Origin of the sequence: Eupransor demetentiae (assembly GCF_963930865.1) — a bacterium.
Classification (GTDB): Bacteria; Bacillota; Bacilli; order Lactobacillales; family Lactobacillaceae; genus Eupransor; species Eupransor demetentiae.
Map to the genome: position 1 here is coordinate 1 of NZ_CAWVOH010000006.1, position 5,374 is coordinate 5,374.

General features: G+C 45.7%; 1 pseudogene. It reads right to left on the bottom strand.

Features of this window, described 5'->3' with window-relative positions:
• Nucleotides 1–5,374 (bottom strand): annotated as a pseudogene (locus tag ABSY64_RS07560) (accessory Sec-dependent LPXTG-anchored adhesin); the annotation flags it as partial.

Below are 5,374 nucleotides of genomic sequence, written 5' to 3' on the forward strand. Positions count from 1 at the left end.
GGATTCGCTAGCTGACTTTACAGTAGACTCACTCTCGGAAGTGGACTTTACGGTTGAGTCGCTTTCGGAGGTTGACTTGTCTGTTGAAGCGGATTCGCTGGCTGACTTTACCGTTGACTCACTTTCAGAAGTGGACTTCGCAGTTGATTCACTTTCAGAGGCGGACTTTGATTCTGACAAGCTCTTTGAAAGTGATTCTGAAGTTGACAAGCTTTCTGATCCAGTCTTAGATGCCAAATCAGAACTAGAAGTTGATTCGCTCGTTGACTGAGTTTCAGAAGCCACCTTAGATAGAGAATCAGCTTGTGAATTTGAATCGGATGCTGACTTGGCCGTCGAAGCATCAGCGGATTGTGAGTTCACAATTGACTGTGAATCTGCAACTGAAATCGAAGTGCTTGCTGAATCTACTGTTGAAAGTGATTCAGAAGCAGACTTATCCGTTGAAGCCGCTGCAGATTGAGAATCAGCAATACTCTTTGAAGTTGAATCAGAAGCTACAGCGCTTTGTGAATCAACCTTTGACAGTGATTCTGATGCTGACAAACTTTCTGATCCGGTCTTAGAAGCCAAATCAGAACTTGAAGTTGATTCACTCGTTGACTGCGATTCTGATGCAGCCTTTGCAACCGTTGAATTTGATTCAGAAGCAGACTTTGATTCTGACAAACTCTTTGAGGTTGAATCGACTGTTGACTGGCTAGTTGAAGTTGACTGCACAAGTGATTCAGAACGTGATACTGAGTCAGCACGTGAGTTGCTTTCAGAGGCAGACTTGGCAGTTGAAGCATCAGCTGATTGTGAATCAACGATGGCCTGTGAGTTAGCAACTGAAGTTGAAGTACTTGCTGAATCAACTCGTGACAATGATTCAGAAGCGAACTTCACAGTAGAAGCTGCGGCTGATTGTGAATCAGCAATACTCTTTGAGGTTGAATCAGAAGCAAGAGCACTCTGTGAATCTGTCTTTGAAAGTGATTCAGAAGCAGACTTATGAGTTGATACATCGGCCGACTGTGAATCAGAGGCAACCGTTGAATTTGATTGACTCAGTGACTTTGAAGTATCTCCATTCTTTGAATCAACTTCAGAGTCTGAACTTGAAGTGCTTGTTGAAGCAACTTGTGAAGCAGACTTTGAAAGAGAATCAGAATTTGAAGCAACAGTACTTGCAGAAGTTGATTCTGAGTTTGCTTCTGAAAGTGACTTCGATTCGCTAGCTAACTTTGATTCAGCCAAACTCTTTGAAAGTGAATCTGAAGATGAAATCGAGTCGGATGCTGACTTAGCCGTTGAAGCATCAGCCGATTGTGAGTCAGCAATAACTTGAGAGTTTGATGCAGAAGTTGATGCACTAGCTGAATCGACTCGTGACAATGATTCAGAATTTGACTTAACCGTTGAGGCAGCGGCTGACTGTGAATCAGCGATGACCTTTGAAGTTGATTCTGAAACAGCCTGACTTTGTGAATCCGTCTTTGAGAGTGATTCTGAGGCTGACTTTGCCGTTGAATTAACGAGTGACTGTGATCCAGACTGGCTCGTTGACGTTGAAGCATTATCAGATGCAGCCGTTGAACTTGAAGTTGAGGCGGAGTCAGAAGCAACCGTACTTAATGAAGTTGAAGTCGAATCATTGTTTGACTTAGTCGTTGAAGCTGCATTTGATTCAGATTCAGAAGTCGACTTATTCGTCGAATCAACGATTGAATTTGAAATTGACTTTGACAGAGCATCACTTGCTGAAGTGCTCTCGGAAGCCGTCTTTGAAAGTGAGTCGGCCTTTGAAAGACTTTCAGAAGCAGACTTCGCTGTTGAAGCATCGGCAGATTGTGAATCCGCAATGGTCTTTGAAGTTGACTCTGATGCAAGCTTGCTCTGTGAATCAGCCCTTGAAAGAGATTCAGAAACTGACTTGCTTGTCGAGGCGTCACCAGATTGCGAATCAGCGATGGTCTTTGAAGTCGAACCAGATGCTGAGGCACTAGTTGAATCAGCTGTTGAAAGAGATTCTGATGCGGACTTAGCAGTTGAGTTATCGGCTGACTGTGAGTCGGCCGTTGACTTTGAGCTAGAAGTTGACGCAGTTTCAGAAGCACTCTTTGATGAAGCGGCAGCAGTTGACTGGCTGTCAGATGCTGACTTTGCCGTTGAGGTTTCAGCGGACTGTGAATCGGCGATGGCCTTTGAGGTTGAAGCGGAGTTAACCTTGCTCTGTGAATCAACTGTTGAAAGTGATTCGGAAGCGGACTTGTTGGTTGAATCATTGCCAGCTTGAGAATCAGCTGTCGACTGTGATTGCGAAGTCGAAGCAGCACTTGATGCGCTGTTTGATTCTGAATCAGTCTTTGACTGGCTTTCAGATGCAGACTTGGCAGTTGAGGCAGCTGCGGACTGAGAGTCGGCAATTGCCTTCGAGCTTGAAGCAGAGTCTACCTTGCTTTGTGAATCAGCTGTTGAAAGTGATTCGGAAGCGGACTTGTTGGTTGAGTCATTTCCGGCCTGTGAATCAGCAGTTGACTTTGACTGTGAAGTCGAAACAGCACTTGATGCACTGTTTGATTCTGAGTTGGTCTTTGACTGACTTTCAGATGCGGACTTGGCAGTTGAGGCAGCTGCGGATTGTGAGTCGGCGATGGCCTTTGAGCTTGACTCAGAAGCTAGCTTTGACTGTGAATCTGTCTTTGACTGACTTTCTGAAGTTGAACCGGCAGTCGAAGCGGCAGCTGATTGTGAATCAGCGACTGACTTCGATGTTGATTCAGAAACAGCCTTTGATTCGGAGTCAAGTTTTGACTGGCTCTCTGACGCTGACTTTGCCGTTGAGGCCGCGGCAGACTGTGAGTCTGCAATGGCCTTCGAAGTTGAAGCAGAATCGACCTTGCTTTGTGAATCGACCGTTGAAAGTGATTCAGATGCGGACTTAGTTGCTGAGTCATTTCCAGCAAGTGAATCGGCAGTCGATTGTGACTTTGAAGTTGAAGCTGCAGTTGAAACACTGTTTGATTCTGAATCCGTCTTTGACTGGCTTTCAGATGCAGACTTGGCCGTTGAAGCGGCAGCTGATTGTGAGTCGGCGATGGCCTTTGACTGTGAATCAGAAGCAAGCTTGCTTTGTGAGTCGGCCGTTGAAAGTGATCCGGAAACAGAATTGTTTGTCGATGCATTGCCAGATTGTGAATCGACAGTTGATTGTGATGCCGACTTTGAAGCCACTTCACTATTTGACTGAGAAACAGAATCACCTTCTGATTGACTTTTTGATGCTGATTTCGCAGTTGAGGCAGTAGCTGACTTTGAATCGGCGATGGCCTTTGAGGTTGATTCCGAAGCAGCCTTTGATTGTGAATCAACAGTTGATTGTGATTCAGATGCTGACTTGTTTGTTGAACCGTTACCAGACTGTGAATCAGCAGTTGACTGTGAACTTGAAGCTGAAACGGCCTGGCTCAGAGACTGTGATTCTGAATCCGTCTTTGACTGGCTTGCAGAAGCAGACTTGGCAGTTGAAGCCGCGGCTGACTGTGAATCGGCGACGGCCTTTGAAGTTGAGTCAGAAGCAAGCTTAGATGCTGAATCGACAGTTGAAAGTGATTCGGATGCTGACTTTGCAGCGGAATCATTTCCGGCTTGAGAATCAGCCGTTGATTGTGACTTTGAAGTCGAGGCCGTATCTGAGGCAGTCTTTGACGCTGCATCTGCAGTTGATTGACTAGTAGATACTGAATCAGCGGTTGATGCGTTAGCAGATTGCGAATCGGCAGTTGACTTTGAACCAGAAGTTGATACTTCGGTTGAAAGGCTGTTTGATTCTAAGTCGGCCTTTGACTGACTTTCAGATGCTGACTTAGCAGTTGAAGCGGCGGCTGATTGCGAATCAGCGATAGCCTTTGAAGTTGATGCTGAATCAAACTTTGATTGTGAATCGACCGTTGAGAGTGATTCTGAAGCAGACTTGTTCGTTGAATCGTTGCCGGTTTGTGAATCAGCGGTTGATTGTGAAGCTGAAGTTGAGGCCGTATCTGAGGCAGTCTTTGATGCTGCATCAGTCTTTGACTGGCTTTCAGAAGCTGATTTCGCAGTTGAAGCAGTGGCTGATTGCGAATCAGCGATAGCCTTTGAAGTTGATGCAGAGTCGACCTTGCTTTGTGAATCAACTGTTGAGAGAGATTCTGAGGCAGACTTGTTCGTCGAGTCGTTACCAGCTTGTGAATCGGCGGTTGATTGTGAAGCTGAAGTTGAAGTTTCGGTTGATGCACTGTTTGATGCTGCATCAGTCTTTGACTGACTTTCAGAAGCTGATTTTGCAGTTGAAGCAGTGGCTGACTGTGAGTCGGCGATGGCCTTTGAAGTTGATGCTGAATCAACCTTTGGTTGTGAATCAACTGTTGAGAGTGAATCGGAGGCTGACTTGTTCGTTGAATCGTTGCCAGCTTGTGAATCGGCGGTTGACTGTGAACTTGAAGTCGAAGCCTCGGTTGATGCACTATTTGAAGCTGCGTCAGTCTTTGATTGGCTCTCAGAAGCTGATTTTACAGTTGAAGCGGCAGCTGATTGCGAATCAGCGATAGCCTTTGAAGTTGAGGCTGAGTCGACCTTGCTTTGTGAATCAACTGTTGAGAGAGATTCTGAGGCAGACTTGTTCGTTGAATCGTTGCCGGCTTGTGAGTTGGCTGTTGACTGTGAATTTGAGGTTGAAGCCTCGGTTGATGCACTGTTTGATGCTGCATCGGCACTTGAAAGTGATTCTGACGCGGACTTGTTACTTGATTCAACAGCAGCCTTTGAATCAGAAATCGACTTTGATACAGATTCTGAAGCAAGCTTTGATTCTGAGTCAGCAATTGATTGTGAAGCAGAAGCTGACTTGTTTGCAGAGTCATTTCCGGCTAGTGAATCAGCCTTTGAAGTTGAGGCTGAAGTCGAAACTTCAGTACTTGCAGAGTTTGAAGCAGCGTCGGCACTTGAAAGTGATTCAGATGCCGATTTGTTAGTCGATTCGGCAGCGGCCTTTGAGTCTGAGATCGACTTTGATAGAGATTCTGAAGCAAGCTTTGATTCTGAGTCAGCAATTGATTGTGAAGCAGAAGCTGACTTCGTTGCCGAGTCATTGCCAGCTAGTGAATCAGCCTTTGATTGTGAGGCTGAAGTTGAAACTTCAGTACTTGCAGAGTTTGATGCTGCATCAGCACTTGAAAGTGATTCGGAAGCTGACTTTGTTGCAGAATCGTTGCCGGCTAATGAATCAGCCCTTGATTGTGAAGCTGAAGTCGAAACTTCAGTACTTGCAGAGTTTGAAGCAGCGTCGGCACTTGAAAGTGATTCAGATGCCGATTTGTTAGTCGATTCGGCAGCGGCCTTTGAGTCTGAGATC